This window comes from Chryseobacterium barbadense, from assembly GCF_042849955.1.
Lineage (GTDB): Bacteria > Bacteroidota > Bacteroidia > Flavobacteriales > Weeksellaceae > Chryseobacterium.
The window spans coordinates 1-18088 of the sequence record NZ_BAAFHL010000005.1; the positions used below are offsets into that span (position 1 = coordinate 1).

At 36.1% G+C, this 18088-nt stretch carries 18 protein-coding genes; 10 read left to right on the top strand and 8 right to left on the bottom strand.

Annotated elements, in window-relative coordinates:
• Positions 1-124: 124 nt before the first annotated feature.
• Entirely contained in the window at positions 125-736 is a 612-nt protein-coding gene (locus tag ACGHIN_RS04185) for a hypothetical protein (protein ID WP_390451077.1), read from the bottom strand.
• Between the two features lie 93 nt (positions 737-829).
• Positions 830-2122, bottom strand: a complete 1293-nt coding sequence (flxY, locus tag ACGHIN_RS04190) for a flexirubin biosynthesis putative acyl-CoA ligase FlxY (protein ID WP_390451079.1) — start codon at positions 2120-2122, stop codon at positions 830-832.
• 285 nt (positions 2123-2407) lie between these two features.
• Here flxY and ileS point away from each other — a divergent pair, with 285 nt between their 5' ends.
• The 6 genes from ileS (at position 2408) to trpS (ending at position 8925) form a co-directional block, all read left to right on the top strand.
• Positions 2408-5797, top strand: coding sequence for an isoleucine--tRNA ligase (ileS, locus tag ACGHIN_RS04195; protein ID WP_390451081.1), 3390 nt, complete (start codon positions 2408-2410; stop codon positions 5795-5797).
• A gap of 59 nt (positions 5798-5856) precedes the next feature.
• The gene (locus ACGHIN_RS04200) at positions 5857-6237 is read left to right on the top strand and encodes a TraR/DksA family transcriptional regulator (protein WP_123264311.1); all 381 of its coding nucleotides are present in this window, start codon (positions 5857-5859) and stop codon (positions 6235-6237) included.
• A gap of 79 nt (positions 6238-6316) precedes the next feature.
• Complete coding sequence (locus ACGHIN_RS04205; protein ID WP_390451083.1) at positions 6317-6562, top strand: DUF6576 domain-containing protein; 246 nt, start codon at positions 6317-6319, stop codon at positions 6560-6562.
• 27 nt (positions 6563-6589) lie between these two features.
• Positions 6590-7228 carry a lipoprotein signal peptidase gene (locus tag ACGHIN_RS04210; protein ID WP_390451085.1) on the top strand — a complete coding sequence of 213 codons (639 nt, stop codon included), beginning with the start codon at positions 6590-6592 and terminating at the stop codon, positions 7226-7228.
• 2 nt (positions 7229-7230) lie between these two features.
• Positions 7231-7875 (top strand): SanA/YdcF family protein, encoded by a 645-nt coding sequence (locus ACGHIN_RS04215; RefSeq protein ID WP_390451087.1) that lies wholly within the window; start codon positions 7231-7233, stop codon positions 7873-7875.
• Positions 7876-7956: 81 nt separating this feature from the next.
• Complete coding sequence (gene trpS / locus ACGHIN_RS04220) at positions 7957-8925, top strand: tryptophan--tRNA ligase (RefSeq protein WP_390451089.1); 969 nt, start codon at positions 7957-7959, stop codon at positions 8923-8925.
• A 55-nt stretch (positions 8926-8980) separates the two neighbouring features.
• Here the strand turns inward: trpS and ACGHIN_RS04225 are convergent, their stop codons facing one another.
• From ACGHIN_RS04225 to ACGHIN_RS04250, 6 genes are all read right to left on the bottom strand, one after another.
• Positions 8981-9454, bottom strand: a complete 474-nt coding sequence (locus tag ACGHIN_RS04225) for a hypothetical protein (protein WP_390451091.1) — start codon at positions 9452-9454, stop codon at positions 8981-8983.
• 1 nt (position 9455) lies between these two features.
• Positions 9456-10151, bottom strand: a complete 696-nt coding sequence (locus ACGHIN_RS04230; RefSeq protein ID WP_390451093.1) for a YjjG family noncanonical pyrimidine nucleotidase — start codon at positions 10149-10151, stop codon at positions 9456-9458.
• A 200-nt stretch (positions 10152-10351) separates the two neighbouring features.
• Positions 10352-10942 carry an RNA polymerase sigma factor gene (locus tag ACGHIN_RS04235; RefSeq protein ID WP_390451094.1) on the bottom strand — a complete coding sequence of 197 codons (591 nt, stop codon included), beginning with the start codon at positions 10940-10942 and terminating at the stop codon, positions 10352-10354.
• A gap of 196 nt (positions 10943-11138) precedes the next feature.
• The gene (locus ACGHIN_RS04240; protein ID WP_390451243.1) at positions 11139-11630 is read right to left on the bottom strand and encodes a hypothetical protein; all 492 of its coding nucleotides are present in this window, start codon (positions 11628-11630) and stop codon (positions 11139-11141) included.
• An 84-nt stretch (positions 11631-11714) separates the two neighbouring features.
• Positions 11715-12995: a methionine adenosyltransferase gene (gene metK, locus ACGHIN_RS04245; RefSeq protein WP_390451096.1), complete on the bottom strand. Its 1281-nt coding sequence runs from the start codon at positions 12993-12995 to the stop codon at positions 11715-11717.
• 238 nt (positions 12996-13233) lie between these two features.
• The gene (locus tag ACGHIN_RS04250) at positions 13234-14184 is read right to left on the bottom strand and encodes a LysR substrate-binding domain-containing protein (protein WP_390451098.1); all 951 of its coding nucleotides are present in this window, start codon (positions 14182-14184) and stop codon (positions 13234-13236) included.
• 131 nt (positions 14185-14315) lie between these two features.
• On the opposite strand from ACGHIN_RS04250, the gene ACGHIN_RS04255 reads away from it, so the two are divergent.
• The 4 genes from ACGHIN_RS04255 to xerD all read left to right on the top strand — a co-directional run bounded on the left by ACGHIN_RS04255 (position 14316) and on the right by xerD (position 18066).
• Positions 14316-15803 (top strand): catalase, encoded by a 1488-nt coding sequence (locus ACGHIN_RS04255; protein WP_390451100.1) that lies wholly within the window; start codon positions 14316-14318, stop codon positions 15801-15803.
• Between the two features lie 106 nt (positions 15804-15909).
• Positions 15910-16677: an enoyl-CoA hydratase/isomerase family protein gene (locus ACGHIN_RS04260; protein WP_390451102.1), complete on the top strand. Its 768-nt coding sequence runs from the start codon at positions 15910-15912 to the stop codon at positions 16675-16677.
• A 44-nt stretch (positions 16678-16721) separates the two neighbouring features.
• Entirely contained in the window at positions 16722-17144 is a 423-nt protein-coding gene (locus ACGHIN_RS04265) for a deoxycytidylate deaminase (RefSeq protein ID WP_123264300.1), read from the top strand.
• A gap of 7 nt (positions 17145-17151) precedes the next feature.
• Positions 17152-18066 (top strand): site-specific tyrosine recombinase XerD, encoded by a 915-nt coding sequence (gene xerD, locus ACGHIN_RS04270; protein WP_390451103.1) that lies wholly within the window; start codon positions 17152-17154, stop codon positions 18064-18066.
• Positions 18067-18088 lie beyond the last annotated feature (22 nt).

The window sequence follows — 18088 nt, forward strand, 5'->3', positions numbered from 1 at the left end:
ATATATATAATAAGTTTTTTAATAAATAAATTTAACAATTAATTATAAATTTGTATATATATTTTTAAATGAAGAAATACAAAGTTCATTTATGGGGGGGCGGCGGGCCGCCCCCCGAAACTGTTTATTTTCTCAAAGCTCTTTTATACTCTTTTCCCATCAATCTGCTACCTGTAGCTTCAAATGCTCCGGCAATTCTGCCGTATTCCATTACAAAATCTTTGTTTTGCGGCTTTCCTAAAATCTGATCAGCCCGTATTTCCAGGACTACATTTGAAGGATTGTCTGTTTCTACAAATTTCATATTTGAGGTCAGCTTGGCTTCCTGCCCTACAAATCCGCCATGCCATCCCGCATAAATCCATTGGGCATCAATGATTAAAGTATATTTTGCCTTTGTATCGTTTCCGTAGGCAATTTTCGACTTTTTATTGGCTCCTTTTATAAAATATTTTAAATACTCAGTATCTTTAAACCTCATCCATTCATTGCTCCATTTCTTCCATGCTTCTTCACCTCTCTTCGGATTGGCTAAAACATCTTTTTTCCTTTCTTCAAGATACTGTTCTTCGGTAAAATTTTCTACCTGATAACGGGTATTGTCAAATTTCAGCTGCACATTCACTTCGGTCTGGTCTTTTAAAAAGTCAAAACTTCCTTTCACAATACTAAGTTGATTTTGTGCAAAAAGTGTAGTTGTAATTGCTATAAATAGCAGCAAAAATGTTTTTTTCATAGTTTATATTTAAAATAAGTTCACAAATATATTGTAAAAAGCAGTCCTTCTGAACTGCTGTAATTATATTTTGGTTAATTTTTGAATTTAGTTTTATCTCAAATCAATAAAAGTAATTGGTTTTCTGCTATTCGGATGATGAACCACTTTAGATAAAACATCAAACTCCATGATTTCAATTTTCGGACTTACCCTTAATTTTGCCCGGAAATGATCCCTCACTTCATTCACAAAATTTTCGTCCTCCCTTTCTGTACTTACCTTAATGATAATCTCATCTAATCCTATTTCATTGGACTGAATCACGATCTGATAACAGGAAATAGAAGTAAAATCATTAAGAATATCATTCATTGCAGGCGGATATAAAGTAGTCCCTTTGTATTTGATCATTTGCTGTTTTCTCCCGATCACAGGTCCTAAACGCATTGTATTTCTTCCGCATTTGCAGGGTTCGTAATGAGCCTTTACAATATCTCCTGTTTTAAATCTCAATAAAGGAATTGCTTCCACGCCTAAAGTAGTAATCGTTAATTCACCACTTTCGTTCTCTTTCACAGGATTTCCATCGTCATCAAGAATTTCTGTAATGATCAGTTCAGGATGATGATGTCCACCGATCTGGAATTCACATTCCGTAAAAGCCGTACTCATTTCTGTAGAAGCATAGGTGGAAAAAAGCTTAATATCCCATTTTTCTTTGATCTTCTGCGAGAGAATATTATCCGTAAAATCTTGATTTTTGATGCTTTCTCCAATACAAACAGCTCCATACACACTGGAATTTTTATAATCCAATTCGTTTTTCTCCGCATAATCAATCATCTTTAACAGAAAAGAAGGAACCGTGATCAGATATTTCGGTTTATATCTGAAAATGGAGTCCCATTGTAATTCCGGAATTCCGGGCCCCATTCTAACGACACTTGCCCCCATTTTTCTCAATCCTAAAAAATAGGCAAGGCCGGCCATGAATCTCTTATCAATGGTCGTGATCATCTGTACAACATCTCCTTTTTGAATTCCTGCACAGGCAAAAGAAATAGCCTCATTGTAAGCTAATCTTTCAAGATCATTGTCTGACAACCCAAAAGTCACAGGATCTCCCAATGTTCCGGAAGTGGTACTGTAATCTACAATTTTATCGTAGGAGATGCAGAAAAAATCGTGATTGTACTGTTGAAGATCATTTTTTGTAGTGGTTGGAATTTTCTGTAGGTGTTCCAACGATTGAATATCACTAATACTGATATTGTTTTCTTTAAATAGTCGTTGATAGAAAGGGGAATTTCTTTCAAGATAGATCAGCAGTTCTTGAAGCTTTTCTTCCTGAAAATTTTTAATTTCCTGAACATTCGATTTTTCAATAGCCGGATAGAATTCCAATGGTTGTAATTTTAAAGTAACAAATGTATTAAAACTTAAATATATTTCTTTTATTCTTTTCCTCCCACAGATTTCACAAATTTCCAAACATGATCTATTAAAATCTGCGCCATCAGCTCAATCTGCGAGATAGCAAAAAGATCTCATCATTAATCTCAGCCTTTATATTTACCATTCTGGAAGTGAAGTTTTTAATAGACAGACCTAAATAAAACATATATTATAAACCGACAAAATTCACTAAATTTGCAAACTTAATTAATCATCGAATTGAGATAATTTACAATGAGCCAATTTAAAGAATATAAAAACCTCAACCTTATCGACATAGCCGAGAATGTATCGGAATTCTGGAAACACAATAAAACATTCAGCAAAAGTGTTGAAATTCGTGAAGGCAATCCTGAGTTTGTATTTTATGAAGGTCCACCTTCTGCAAACGGTATGCCCGGAATCCACCACGTTATGGCGAGAGCGTTAAAGGATATTTTCTGTCGTTTCCAGACGCAGAACGGGAAGCAGGTTTTCCGTAAGGCGGGTTGGGATACACATGGACTTCCTGTGGAACTTGGTGTAGAAAAAGAATTAGGAATAACGAAGGAAGATATTGGCAAAAAAATCTCTATTGAAGACTATAACAAAGCCTGCCGTGAAGCGGTAATGCGTTATACCGATGTTTGGAATGATCTTACAGAGAAAATCGGATACTGGGTAGATCTTGATGATCCGTATATCACCTACAAGTCAAAATATATGGAGACCGTTTGGTGGCTGCTGAAACAATTGTATGATAAAAACTTATTGTATAAAGGCTACACGATCCAGCCGTATTCTCCAAAAGCAGGAACAGGGCTTTCTTCTCACGAATTGAATCAGCCTGGAACATATCGTGATGTTTCAGATACTACGATCGTGGCTCAATTTAAAGTAAAGAAAGAATCTTCCGAACTATTCAATGATGTGGATGGTGATGTAAACATCCTGGCTTGGACAACAACTCCATGGACGTTGCCTTCTAATACTGCTCTTGCAGTAGGAAGAGACATTGAATATTATTTAGTTAAGACTTTCAACCAATATACATTTGAGCCTGTAACAGTAGTATTATCCAGAATGCTTTTACCTAAAGTATTCGGTAAAAAATATGTGGAAGGAACTGATGAGGATTTCGCAAATTATACCGCAGAAAGCAAAACAATTCCTTATAGAGTTTTAAAAGAATTTACAGGAGAACGTCTCGCAGGAACTCAGTATGAGCAATTAATCCCTTGGTTCACTCCGGATGAAACTCCTGAAAAAGCATTCAGAGTAATTTTAGGAGATTTTGTAACGACGGAAGATGGTACCGGTATCGTTCACATCGCGCCTACTTTTGGTGCCGATGATGCAAGAGTAGCGAAAGAAGCCGGTGTTCCACCAATGTTGGTGAAAGATGAAAATGATAATCTTGTTCCATTGGTAGATTTACAAGGTAGATTCCTTTCCGGAGAACATGTTCCGGAAGTTTTCTCCGGAAAATATATCAAGAACGAATACTATGATGATGGAACGGCTCCTGAAAAATCCTGGGATGTAGAATTGGCGATCTTACTGAAGACTGAAAACAAAGCCTTCAAAGTAGAAAAATATGTCCACAGTTATCCACATTGCTGGAGAACTGACAAACCGGTATTGTATTATCCTTTGGATTCATGGTTTGTGAAAATGACTGCTGTAAAAGACAGATTGGTTGACCTGAATAAAGAGATCAACTGGAAGCCAAAAGCTACCGGAGAAGGACGTTTTGCTAACTGGCTGGAAAATGTGAACGACTGGAACTTATCCCGCTCAAGATACTGGGGAATCCCATTACCAATCTGGAGAACAGATGATCTGAAAGAAGAAAAAATCATGGGTTCTGTAGAGGAATTATATAACGAAATCGAAAAATCGGTTGAAAAAGGATTCATGACTGAAAATCCGTTCAAAGGTTTTGAGATCGGAAATATGTCCGAAGAAAACTATTCTTTAGTTGACCTACACAAAAATGTAGTGGATAAAGTAGTTTTAGTTTCGGAATCAGGAAGACCGATGAAACGCGAAAGCGACCTTATCGACGTTTGGTTCGATTCAGGTTCTATGCCGTATGCACAGCTGCACTATCCTTTTGAAAATAAGGAAATGATTGACAGCAATAAAGCATTCCCGGCAGATTTCATCGCAGAAGGTGTTGACCAGACTCGTGGTTGGTTCTATACCCTTCATGCGATTGCTACTGCTGTTTTTGATTCTGTTGCTTATAAAAATGTAATGAGTAACGGGCTTGTTTTGGATAAAAACGGACAGAAAATGTCAAAACGTTTAGGAAACGCAGTAGATCCGTTCGAAACGCTTTCCGTTTACGGACCGGATGCAACACGTTGGTACATGATCTCCAATGCCAATCCTTGGGAAAACTTAAAGTTTGATATCGAAGGAATAGATGAAGTAAGAAGAAAGTTCTTCGGAACGCTGTACAATACCTATTCATTCTTTGCTTTATATGCAAATGTTGACGGATTCAATTATTCGGAAAAAGAAGTGGAAAACCGTCCGGAAATCGACAGATGGATCCTTTCCGAGCTTAATCTTTTAATTAAAGAGGTAAAAGCATTCTATGAAGATTATGAGCCGACAAGAGTAGCAAGAGCAATCAGTACTTTTGTGAATGACAATTTAAGTAACTGGTATGTAAGACTATGCAGAAGGCGTTTCTGGAAGGGAGACTATACGGAAGATAAAATCTCTGCTTACCAGACTTTATATACCTGTCTTGAAGTGGTAGCCAAATTATCGGCACCCATTGCTCCGTTCTTTATGGATCAGCTGTACCAGGATTTAAATAAAGTTACAGGAAAAGAAACGTATGAATCTGTACACTTAACGGATTTCCCTGTTACTGATGAAAGTTTAATCGATCAGGATCTGGTTGAGAAAACGCATTTAGCACAGAATATCACCAGCATGGTATTCTCTTTAAGAAAGAAGGAAAACGTAAAGGTACGCCAACCATTACAAAAAGTATTGGTTCCTGTATTGGATTCTAAAACGGAAGAACAAATCTTAACCGTGGCGGAATTGATCAAGCAGGAGGTGAATGTGAAAGAATTACAATTGATCAATGCTGAAGAAGCATCTCATTTAATTGTAAAACAAATTAAGCCTAATTTCAAAGCTCTTGGTCCTAAATTAGGAAAAGACATGAAAGTGGTTGGGAATGAAATTGCCAATTTCTCTTCAGAACAGATTTCAAGTCTTGAGAAAGATGGGAAAATAGACATCCAGGGCTATGAGATCACCCTTGATGACGTAGAAATCTCAACAAAAGATATTCCGGGGTGGACGGTAACTTCTGATGGAAAAACAACTGTGGCATTAGATTTGACGTTAACAGAGGAATTAAAATCTGAAGGTATTGCAAGAGAATTCATCAACAGAATTCAGAACTTAAGAAAAGACAAAGATTTTGACCTGACCGACAGAATTAAAATCTCTATTGAAGAGAATTCTCCATTTCTTGAAGATATCAGGAAAAATGAAGAATATATTTCGTCCGAAGTCTTGTCAAATAAAATAGAAGTTGTATCTTCACTTCTTAATTTTAACGAAATCGAAATAGATACCGTTAATTTTAAGGTAAATATTGAAAAAAATTAACATATAGTTATTGTATTTCAAATTCCATTTCATAATTTTATTAAAAAAGAGAAAAGAACATGCAAGACGAAAGAGTAAGATATAGCGATGCTGATTTACAGGAATTTAAGAAAATCATCCACGAAAAGATTGCAAAAGCTGAGAAAGATTTGGCACTGATCAACGAAAGTTTCATCAATGACCAGAATAACGGAACGGATGACACATCCCCTACCTTTAAAGCATTTGAAGAGGGTGCAGAGACCCTTAGCAAAGAACAAAATGCAATTTTAGCAGGAAGACAGGAAAAATTCATCCGTGATCTGAAAAATGCGCTGATAAGAATTGAAAACAAAACCTATGGTGTTTGCAGAGTAACAGGCAAGCTGATCCCTAAAGAAAGGCTTTTGGCTGTTCCGCACGCTACGTTAAGTATCGAAGCGAAAAACATGCAGAAATAACCATTGGTTTGCAACAATACATTTGGGTTTATATTGTATTTCACAGATACTTTATAAACCTAATTTTTAATGTATACCCATGAGCGAATATATCATTTTAGGGATTATTCTTATAGTGATTCTTTGGTTTTTCAACAGAGATTGGGTCAAAAACAGATTCTTTCCGGACAAGCAGAAGAATTACACCATAGATGATCAATTTAATTCCAATAGGCGGGAAAGAGAAAAAGAAATCGACCGCCTTTTAGGAAAAATGGGCAAAAACGGTATTAATGACCTTTCCGCAAAAGACAGGAAAAGACTCGATGAATTGTCCAAAAAATAAATTAAAGAAAGATAAAATTTAGAAACCTTGAAAAAGATCTTAGCCGTAACATTCCTTATATTATTAATTGACCAGGCTTCAAAAATCTATATTAAAACCCATTTCAACCTCGACGACAGCGTTTCTGTCTTCCCAGGTTTCAAGCTTACCTTTGTGGAAAATCCGGGAATGGCTTACGGGCTTCATTTCGGAGGAATTATTGGTAAATATTTCCTGGTAATCGTAAGAGTATTACTAATTGGAGGAATGATTTACCTTTTCAGAAAATGGCTGCAAAGAGGAGAATCCAATTATCTTTTGATTCCTATGGCCATGATTTTTGCCGGTGCAATTGGAAATCTTATTGACGGTATGTTCTACGGTTTGATTTTCGACAGCGGAACAGTTTATGATCCAAGCATTGACCGATGGATTGGCTACGGCGGAGTTTCCAAATTTGTACCTTTCGGGGAAGGATATTCTACCTTTATGAAAGGATGTGTGGTAGATATGCTGCATTTCCCATTAGTGGATTGGTATGTTCCTCAAAATTTTCCGATAATCGGAGGAAAACATATTGAGTTTTTCAAATATATTTTCAATGTTGCGGATTCAGCCATTACTATTGGTGCGGTTTTATTATTAATTTTCAGGAAAAAGGCATTTCCCAACGGCCTTGAGTTTTAAAAATGAAAAGATTCATCAAAAATACTTTTAAAATTTTCCTGCTTCTTATGGTTGCAGGAATTATTTTTATTGCTTTTGCCAACTACAGCATTAAAAAACAAAGCGACCCTTTTGTGTCATATACGATTTCCGATGTTCCGACAACAAAAACTGCTTTACTTCTTGGAACCAGCAAAACATTGAGTAACGGAATGCCCAATGCTTATTTCTACAACAGGATTCAGGCAACAGTAGATCTTTATAAAAGCGGGAAAATTCAATACGTGATAGTAAGTGGGGACAACAGCAGGAAAGATTATAATGAACCTGAAGATATGCAGTTGACATTAATGAAGTATGGAATTCCACAAGATAAGATTTTTATGGACTTCGCAGGTTTCAGAACTCTGGATTCCGTGGTGAGGGCAAAAGAGATCTTCGGGCAGAAAAAACTGGTGATTATTTCCCAAAAGTTCCATAATGAGAGAGCTGTCTTTTTAGCCCGGAAAAATGGAATGGAAGCCTATGGATATAACGCACCGGACGTTAACAAGTATGCAGGATTAAAAACCAATATCCGTGAATATATAGCCAAGGCAAAAACATATTGGGATTTGCTTTTCGGAGTTGAGCCTAAATTCGGTGGAGATAAAATCGTAATTCCTTAGTAAAAATTTCCTGCAGATTAAGAAGATCACAAAGAAACCTATTAAATTTGCAATTCATTAATTTTTATAAATAAAAAACAAATGTCAAGAATTCTTACCGGCATTCAAGCCACCGGAACACCGCACCTTGGAAATTTACTAGGTGCTATTATTCCTGCCATCGAACTATCGAAGCAGGAAGGAAATGAGTCATTTTTATTCATAGCGAATCTCCATTCGCTAACACAGATTAAAAATGCGGAAGAGCTAAAACAAAATACCTACGAGATCGCTGCGGCTTGGCTTGCTTGTGGGCTGGATACGGAAAAAACCTATTTTTACAGACAGAGTGATATCCCTGAAACCTGTGAACTATCTTGGCATTTATCATGTTTTTTTCCTTACCAGAGATTAACGCTTGCTCATTCTTTCAAAGATAAAGCAGACCGATTACAGGATGTGAATGCAGGTTTATTTACCTATCCTATTTTGATGGCTGCCGATATTCTATTGTATGACGCAGAAATTGTCCCGGTTGGGAAAGATCAGCTACAACATTTGGAAATTGCCCGTGATGTAGCTTCCAGATTTAATAACCAGATGGGAGATGTTTTAGTGCTTCCTCAGGCTGAGCTTCAGGAAAATACGAAATATGTTCCCGGAATCGACGGACAGAAAATGTCTAAATCCAGAGGAAACATCATCAATATTTTCTTACCTGAAAAAGAATTGAAAAAGCAGGTAATGAGTATTGAAACAGATTCTAAAAGCCTTGAAGAGCCAAAAGATCCTGAAACAGACAAAGTGTTTGCTATCTATCAGCTGATAGCAACTCCTGGGCAGACAGAAGAATTAAGAGCGAAATATCTGGCCGGAAATTTCGGTTACGGTCATGCCAAAACTGAGCTTTTAAATCTGATCCTAACCCGTTTTGCCAAGGAAAGGGAATTGTTTGCGTATTATATGAATAACCTGGAAGAACTGGAAGCTAAGCTTCAGGAAGGTGCGGACAAAACAAGAGTTATTGCTTTGGAAACCATTAAAAGAGTAAGAACAAGTTTGGGAATTTAAAATTTCTGACTTCAGTACATAAAAAGCCTTTCAGATCGAAAGGCTTTATTTCTATTTATTCAATTTCTCTTCTTTGCTCAGAAGTGAGGTCCATATCATCTGCAAGCTTACTTTTTGATGGCTTCAGTGTTATGAAGTAAAGAATCATCATTGCGGAAAGCATGAGAAACGCAAGGTTAGATTCTTTTAAATACAATATAATTCCTAATAAAGCAGGTCCTTCAATTAAAGCAAACCGTATGAGTAATGCCTGTTGAATTTTTGAAATTTTACTATTTAAAGAATCATTTTTTTCAATCTTACTTTTTAGGGAATTATATAGAAATCCACTTACAAAAACCCCGGTAATCATCATTATGAGTGTTAGAATTAAAAGAGGATTTTTAAAATCGAAGCTAAAATTTTCCGTAGGGTTCGTTATATAAATCATACTTCCCATCGCAACCATCCCTAAAAGCAAACCGAAAAAGATTATATTGATTCCTTTTAAAGAGGAAGCGGGTGTTGCATTTTCATTTTGAATTTTCATATTATAAATAGTTTTTTATCTGTAAAAGTTGTTTGATGGTCTTTAACCCCTCCTCTTCCCTGTTTTCATTCAGAGCATCAAAGAAAATGACATCCATTCCGAAACTTTGTGCTCCTACCACATCTGCAACCCAGTCATCACCAATTAAAATACTTTCTTCTCTTTTAGCATTGGAAAGCCCTAAAGAATATTCAAAAATAGCAGGATTGGGTTTTCTTACGCCTACAGAATCCGCACTGGTAATCGTATTAAAATATTTTGCAATCCCGGATAAAAGGCACTTTCTCTCCGTTACTTCCTGGAAACCATTGGAGATCACATGCAAAGTATATCCTTTTGATTTCAGATATTCCAAAATAGCTTTTGTTCCTTCCACCAATTCGTTATGATTAAGAATTTTATCAAGAAAATGCTCTTCAAAATATAGAGAAAGCTCCTCATTATCAACGCCAAAATGCTTAAAAGTATCATAAAAACGATGCTTTCTTAAATACTCTTTGCCAATAATCCCGTCTCTGATCTTTTCCCACAATGCTTCATTAATTTCATGATAAACACTATGAAATTCTTCAAAATCAATATGGTACTGTAACGTAATTTCCTGTTTTTCGAAAAGGTCTTTGATGGTACGATAAGCGTTCTTGCGATGATCCCAAAGGGTGTTGTCGAGGTCAAAAAAAATGTGCTGAATTTTCATACAGCACAAAATTAATAATTTTAATTTTTGGAAATCGGATAATTCTTATTCTTGGTCTTAACAACTTCCAAGTTCTTTGAAAAGTTAAGCAAAAAATCAATTGTTTGTTTTTTTGGTTTCAAAGTTTTCTCTTTTAGGGAATCATTTTTTCTCATAGGCGAGTGAATGTTTTTCCTTAAAACGAGAAATATTAATAATTATTATCTTGTTAGTATAATATTATTCTCATCCATGATTTTTCTCAGGTTTATTAATGCATATCGCACTCTTCCCAAGGTTGTATTGATGCTCATGTTGGTATGATCTGCAATTTCCTTAAAACTTAGTCCGTCAAAAAATCTCAGCTTAATCACTTCCTGTTGATTTTCCGGCAGGAATTGCAGCATTCTTAGTAAGTCTTCCTGAATCTGGTTGGTCACCAGCTGGTCTTCGATATTTTCAGAAGGCTCCCGGATCAGATCAAAAATAGAATACTCATCCGTTTCAAAAGTAGTCTCCGAAACTTTAATGTTTTTCGCTTTTAATCTGAAGTGGTCGATGATAAGATTATGGGCGATTCTTTTGGCCCAAAGAATGAATTTACCTTCTTCGTTGTAACGTCCTTCTTTCAGCATGATGATGATTTTCATAAAAGTGTCCTGAAAAACATCATTAGCAAGGTCTTCATCATTAATTTTGTAAAAAATGAATGTAAACAGCTCTCTCTGATGACGATGAATAAGCGTTGATAATGCTTCTTCGTCTCCTTTCTGGTAAAGGGAAATTAGTAGGCTATCCGATTTTGATTTCATAACTTTCTTCTCAATAAAAAATTTGTAGACAATGTATCTTCCAGATATTTTATCTGGCTTCAATTGTAAATACAAAACAATTCTTTAGAGTAAAGTCTAATCAATAGGCGGTACGATTTTTATGGATGTAAATATAATAAAATTTTAATAACTGTTAACCTATTATTAATATTTTCCAAAAAATAATTAAAAAAAATCATTTAAACATATCGTGAATGAATACAGTAGGGATATTTAGTGTGAAATTAACATTCAATCCTTTCAATTGTTTACCGTTCAATTCCGCATCTCCGATAGGAAAAGCATAGCCACCGGTGAGGTCCAGGATGCCAAAAAGGGTAACACCAACTTTGGGAGCCACATATTTATTCGTTCCTTCGGCTCCGATTAAAAAGTAATAGGAATGATAAAAATCTACATTCTTTTCAAAATTAAGCAATACATCTGCCTGTAATTTCGGCATAATAGCAAATTGGGAGTTAGCTGATCCCATAAGTGCGGAACCTCCCAATCTATATATTACATCATCGTTCTTCAAAAAAAGCAATTTACCCCCTACTTCCCCAAAACTCTGGTTTTGATATACATATCCCACATTAATCATCTTATGCATTGTATATTGGGCCTTTGAGAAGTTCCCTAAGAAAAACACAAGCAAAACGGCCATTGCCAAACGGAAGTTCACCATCATATCATTTTATTTAAATGTAAAAATAAAAAAAACTGCCTTATCTGTAGGATAAAGCAGTCGTTTATTATTAAAAGCTGAAAATTAAATTCCGAAAGCAGCTTTAATTTCGTTTACTTTGTCCAGCTTCTCCCAGGTAAAGAATTCAAGTCCTTCCAGAGTAATCTCATTCTTTTGGCCTTTGTTGAAGGTTTTATCAGCTACATAATGCTCTTTTCCCATATGTCCATAAGAAGCGGTTTCCTGATAAATCGGATTTCTTAATTTAAGGTTCTGCTCAATAGCGTATGGTCTCAAATCAAAAATAGTTGAAACCTTCTTAGCAATCTCTCCATCATGAAGATCTACTTTTGATGTTCCGTATGTATTGATATATAAACCACAAGGTTCAGCAACACCGATCGCGTAAGAAACCTGTACTAAAACTTCATCAGCAACCCCCGCAGCTACTAAGTTCTTAGCAATATGTCTTGTGGCATATGCAGCACTTCGGTCTACTTTGGAAGGATCTTTTCCTGAAAACGCACCTCCTCCGTGAGCTCCTTTTCCACCATAAGTATCAACGATGATCTTTCTTCCTGTAAGACCCGTATCTCCGTGAGGTCCTCCGATTACGAATTTCCCTGTAGGGTTGATGTGATATTTAATCTGATCATTGAATAGAGCTTTGATTTCTTCCGTCTGCTGAGCCACCACTCTAGGAATCAGAATATTTTTAATGTCTTCACGGATCTTGTTCAACATTTCTTCTTCAGTCCCGAAATCATCATGCTGAGTGGAAACTACAATAGAATCAATTCTAACAGGCTTATGATCATCAGAGTACTCAATTGTTACCTGGCTTTTTGCATCCGGACGAAGGTAAGTGATCTCTTTATTTTCTCTTCTGATTGCAGAAAGCTCTTTAAGGATCGTATGTGCCAAATCCAGAGCTAACGGCATATAGTTAGCTGTTTCATTCGTGGCATAACCAAACATCATCCCCTGGTCACCTGCACCCTGGGCATTGGCTTTACCTTCGAAGGACTCATCCACTACCGCTCTATCAACACCCTGGTTAATATCCGGAGACTGTTCATGAATAGCAGAAATCACTCCGCAAGAATCTCCATTAAACATATACTCTCCTTTTGTATAACCGATTCCATTGATAACATCCCTTGCAATAGTTTGTACATCAAGGTAAGCATCAGACTTCACCTCTCCTGCTAAAACCACCTGTCCTGTTGTTACAAGAGTTTCACAAGCTACTTTTGAATTTTTATCGTATGCTAGAAAATGATCAATTAATGCATCGGAAATTTGATCGGCAATTTTATCCGGATGTCCTTCTGAAACAGATTCAGATGTAAATAAATAAGACATATTATTCTTTTGTTTTTAATTAAAAAATGAGTGAAGAAAAATATGAAATAATTGCCTAGAAAGCTCAAAAAAGAATACTGTTTTAGCATTTTTTTATAGAGGTTGCAATCAGGTCAAATTTTTCCTCGTTTAATAAACGTTGGCAAATTTAAGCACTATTTTTCTAATACTCAAATTTTTAACCGCTATTTATAATTTTCTTTAAATTAATGATTTATATCACTTTATGAGATAGAAACTATTGTGGCTTTATGCTTACATATTCTTTTGGACTTTGATTATAATTCAACTTTTCCTTTAAAGAAGCTTTGATAGAATTCGCTAATTCATCAATAATCTTCTGTTTGAAAGTCGGTTTATAATAAATAATACTGATTTCTCTGTAAGGGAAAGGCTTTTTAAACCTGAAAACATTTTCCTTCTGCTTTTCAGAAAGCTGACTTAATGCCAATTCAGGCAAAATACTGATCCCGCCCACTTTATCTACCATGTGCACCAGGGTCTGAATATTAGACGCAAGGAAATCCAAATTTTTCGGCTTCAACGTATTTTCTTTCAGATGGCAGATATTTTCAAATTGATTTCTTAGACAGTTCCCTTCTTCAAGAAGCCATACTTTTTCCACATTCAGTTCTTCCGGGATAATGTATGAATTCTTTTTATTAGCCTCTGTATCGGAGCTATAGATCATCAGCTCTTCATTGAACAGGAAATCCTGGTAGAATTCATCAGCGCTGTCATAAGGCGTGGAAATAATTCCCGCGTCCAGCTCCCCGGCCTTTAAAGATTTGATAATATTATCAGTGGTCATCTCTTTTACGTTCATCTGGATTTTCGGATTTTCCTCCAAAAATTTGAAGATCTCCGTAGGTAAAATGAAAGACGAAACAGTCGGGATAATTCCTATATTAATAGTACCTCCTAAAATATTGTTCAAAAGGTTGGCTTTGTTCTTTAGTTCATTGACAGATTCTATAATTACCTTCGCCTGATCAATGATTTGTAAGCCCACATCCGTTGTACGGATGGGATGCGTTGTCCTGTCGAAAACCTTTACATCCAGTTCATCTTCGAATTTTTGTATCATTGCACTTAAAGTAGGCTGTGTAATAAAGCACGCCTGCGCGGCTTTCCCAAAATGTTTATACTTATCTACAGCGATAAGATACTCCAATTGCTGAATGTTCATCTGATTAATATTATCTATTACAAAGATATAACGTTTTTGCTATTAGCAATTAAAAATTCAAGTAAATTTGATATTTATTATGTTTAACTACTACCTTTGAAAAGGCAGAATTATTATTCAAATCATACTATATGGATTCTAAAAAATTAACATCAAGCAACGGAGCTCCTTATTATGAACATCAGGATTCCCAGACGGTAGGACCAAGAGGACCAGTGCTTTTACAAGATTTTATCCTTCAGGAGAATCTGGCCCATTTTGTAAGAGAGAGAATCCCCGAAAGAATTGTACATGCAAAAGGTAGTGGAGCTTATGGAAAGTTTACTGTAACGCATGATATCACAAAATACACGAAAGCCCAATTATTTTCCAATATCGGAAATTCATGCAGGATGTTTGCTCGCTTTTCAACCGTAGGCGGAGAAAAAGGCAGTGCTGATACGGCAAGAGATCCCAGAGGTTTTGCCCTAAAGTTCTATACTGAAGACGGAAACTGGGATTTAGTAGGAAATAACACTCCGGTTTTCTTTATTAAGGATGCTAAGAAATTCCCGGATTTTATTCATACCCAAAAACGAGTTCCGAAAACCAATTTAAAAAGCGCTACTATGATGTGGGATTTCTGGAGCTTGAATCCGGAGTCACTTCATCAGGTTTTAATTCTGATGTCCGACAGGGGAACACCCTATGGATACCGGCATATGCATGGCTTTGGGTCTCACACCTACTCTATGATTAATGCGGATAACGAAAGGTTTTGGGTTAAATTCCATTTAAAAACCAAGCAGGGCATCAAAAACTTCACCAATGAAGAAGCCGTAAAAATGGCCGGTGAAAATCCGGATTTTGCCCAAGAAGACCTTTGCAATGCTATAGAAAATGGAGATTTTCCGAAATGGACAATGTATATCCAGGTCATGACGGAAGAGCAGGCCAAAGAATTCAGATGGAATCCTTTCGACATTACTAAAGTTTGGTTTCAAAGTGATTTCCCTTTGATTGAAGTAGGTGAAATGGAATTGAATGAAATTCCTATCAACTACTTCGCTCATGTGGAGCAATCTACATTTTCTCCAAGCAATTTAATCAATGGCATCAGTTTCTCTCCCGATAAAATGCTGCAGGGAAGATTGTTCTCTTATCCCGATGCGCATCGATACAGGGTAGGCGTAAATGCCCATCAGCTGGAAGTCAACCGCTGCCCGTTTGCGGTTAACAATTATCAAAGAGACGGGTTTATGGCAGATTCCAGAGATTACGGAGATCAGCCGAATTATCATCCGAATAGCTTTGACGACATCAAGCCTGATGCTTCCTATAAAAACTTCGAATATGAGCTGGACAGTTATCATGTAGCTCATTATAACAGGAATGATAATGATGATGATCATTATACGCAGCCTGGCCTGTTATATACTAAAGCAATGAACACCGAAGACAGGGAACATCTTGTTCATAATATCGTTGAAAGTATGAAAGCAATCGACGGTCCAAAGAAAAATGAAATCATCAACCGACAGTTATGCCATTTTTTCAGAGCCAATATTGAGCTTGGCATGAAAGTAGCTTTGCAACTAAATATTAATATTGATGCGAATATGATGAATCATTCTAAGTAATCATATAAAATAAATAATCACATAATAAGGAAAAAAAATCAATATTTTTTCCTTTTTTTTACAAAAAATTTATAATTTGCAAGCCGATTGTATTTGAAAGTTGAAAATGGGTTACCAAAATATATTATTAGAAAAGGAAGATAAAATATCTATTATTACCATAAACAGACCTGAAAGTTTAAATGCATTGAATGCAAAGACCATTCAGGAAATAAGTTCGGCACTGGATGTATTGAATTCTGACGTATCATGTAGAGTAATCATTCTTACAGGAAGCGGAGAAAAATCTTTTGTTGCCGGAGCAGATATTAAGGAATTTAGTGATTTTGGACAGGAAAAAGCTGAAGAATTAGCAAGAAATGGACAAAATACACTCTTCAATAAAATTGAAAATATGACAAAGCCCGTTATTGCAGCCGTTAATGGTTTTGCATTGGGCGGAGGTCTTGAGCTTGCTATGGCTTGCCACATCAGATATGCATCGGAAAATGCTAAGTTGGGTCTCCCTGAAGTTACCTTAGGATTAATCCCGGGATACGGAGGAACGCAAAGATTACCAAAACTTATCGGAAAAGGACTTGCCAATGAAATGATCTTCTCAGCCAAAATGATCCCTGCTCAGCGAGCTAAAGAGATCGGATTGGTTAACGAAGTATACCCTGTTACAGAATTATTAACCAAAACAAAAGAGTTAGCAAATCATATTGCCCAGAATTCACCAATGGCAATAACTAAGGCAATACATGCCGTTAATTTATCAGATACGGATAAAGGCTTTGAAACAGAAATTCAGTATTTCGGTGAGCTTTTTGAATTAGATGATAAAAAAGAAGGAGTGGCTGCTTTTATGGAAAAAAGAAAGCCTAACTTCTAAGCCCTTAATACAAAATTATTTCGAAAAAAAACAATGCTGAGGTTATGAATAAGTTTGATAAAGCTTATCTAAAAATGGCCCAGGAATGGGCAAAGCTCTCCTACTGTAAACGAAAGCAGGTAGGGGCTCTTATCGTAAAAGATAGGATGATTATTTCAGATGGTTACAATGGTACTCCTTCAGGATTTGAAAACTGCTGTGAGGATGAAGAGGGAAAAACGCACTGGTATGTACTGCATGCTGAAGCCAATGCTATTTTAAAATTAGCAGCTTCCACCCAGTCAGCAAAAGGAGCAACGTTATATTTAACGCTTTCTCCGTGCAAAGAATGCAGCAAACTGATTTTACAGGCAGGAATTACCCGGTTAGTTTACATTAATGAATATTCAGACGATGACGGAATATCATTTTTAAGAAACCATCATATTGAAATAGAGCAAATTTCGGACAATGAATTAAAAAAATAAGCACACAATGACTTGGGATGAAAAAATTAAGGATTTTGAAATTTTTCTCAGATTTGAAAGAAATTTTTCAGAAAACACTCTCGATGCGTATGTACGAGACATTAAAAAATTAAAAGAATACGCAGAAGAAGATCTGGCAAACGTCGGTCCAGATAAAATTGGATACGAAAATTTACAGGAGTATATTTTCAACCTCTCCAAACAAAAGTTCAGTGAAAGATCACAGGCAAGATGGATTTCATCCATTAAAGCTTTCTTTAAATTCTTACTCGAAGATGAATTCCGTGAAGACAATCCGGCCGCATTACTTGAAGGCCCTAAATTAGGTTTATATCTTCCGGATACTTTAAGCCTGCCTGATATCAATAAAATTATCGGTGCCATAGAAGTTAATTCGGATCTGGGAAAAAGAAACCAATGCATCATTGAGGTTCTTTACGGATGTGGACTTCGTGTTTCGGAACTTATTGAATTAAAAATTTCAAACATCAATTTCCAGGAAAATTATATCAAAGTGAACGGCAAGGGTAATAAAACCCGATTTGTTCCGCTTGCTGATTATACCGCCGAATTATTGAAGAGCTATATTGATGAGGTACGTTCTAAGAATAAAATCAATAAGAAGTACGAAGATATCTTGTTTCTGAACAGCAGGGGGACATCCATGTCCAGGGTTATCGTTTTTCTTATCATCAAGGAACTTACTGATAAAGCCGGGGTAAGTAAAAAGATCTCACCTCATACATTCAGGCATTCATTTGCAACCCATTTACTGCAAAATGGCGCAGATTTGCGATACATCCAGGAAATGCTGGGGCATTCGAGTATAACGACTACGGAAATCTATACTCATTTGAAAACAGAAGAACTTCGGGATGTAATTTTGAGTTATCATCCGAGAAATATTAATATTGCTCAATGAAACAAAGTTCCATCTGACGTTT